Here is a 928-nt window from a genome sequence, read left to right on the forward strand (position 1 = left end):
GGCTTAATGGTTTTGTTGTGTGCTCTCTGTGCGTCCTCGCGCGCGGGGGCCCCCCGGCAGGGCGACCCCCCCGCCCCCCCCCCCCCCCTCCCGCCCCCCCCCCCCCCCCCCCCCGCCCCCCCCCCCCCCGCTCCTACAAGGGGCTGCGCTTTACGCGGCCAGGGCGGCGTCGATGGCCTTGCGCAGGCCTTCGTCGTCGGCGCTGGTGTCCGGCGCGAAGCGGGCAACGACATTGCCGTCCTTGCCGATCAGGAACTTCTCGAAGTTCCACAGGATGGCCGGGGCCGGGTTGGTCTCGATGCCGAAACCGGCCAGCTTCTCGCGCAGCGGGCCATCGCCGATGGCAGCCGGCTGTGCTGCGGTCAGCTGCTGGTAGAGCGGGTGGATGTCGGCACCGGCGACGCTGATCTTGGAGAACATCGGGAAGCTGACATCATAGGTCAGGGCGCAGAACTGCTTGATCTCTTCTTCGCTGCCCGGCTCCTGGCCGTTGAAGTTGTTGGCCGGGAAACCCAGCACTTCCAGGCCGGCGTCCTTCTTTTCGCGATACAGCTTTTCCAGGCCTTCATACTGCGGGGTAAGGCCGCACTTGGAGGCGGTGTTGACCAGCAGCAGCACCTTGCCGCGGTAGTCGCCCAGCGATGCCGGAGCGCCGTCGATGGTGGTCAGCGCGGTGTCGTAAACAGAAGCGGTCATGCGGTTGCCTGCTGGGGGTTGGGGAAAAGCCAAGGATAAATGGCGCCGTGGGCGCTGGCACGACCATCAGGTTGTAACGCTGGGTTCTGCAGTGGTGCCGATCCCATGCGGCGAGCGCCCGCCTGTAGTGGGGGGGGGGGGCCCACGGGCGGGGTGCCCGGGCGGGGCGTGCGGCTGCGCCCCTGCCGGGCGACTGAGCCAGCGTGGCGCAGAGGGGGTGGGGAGGGGCGGT

General features: G+C 69.2%; 1 protein-coding gene. It reads right to left on the reverse strand.

The window, feature by feature from the left end:
* Nucleotides 1–150: 150 nt before the first annotated feature.
* Nucleotides 151–696, reverse strand: a complete 546-nt coding sequence (locus ACVOLQ_RS22430) for a glutathione peroxidase (RefSeq protein ID WP_481529353.1) — start codon at nt 694–696, stop codon at nt 151–153.
* Between the last annotated feature and the right edge of the window lie 232 nt (nt 697–928).

The sequence above is a fragment of the Stenotrophomonas sp. STEN031 genome, from assembly GCF_056759975.1.

What these genes read in the sequence shown, in the direction of transcription:
- ACVOLQ_RS22430 (WP_481529353.1), bottom strand. Translation starts at nt 696, where the DNA reads ATGACCGCTTCTGTTTACGACACCGCGCTGACCACCATCGACGGCGCT.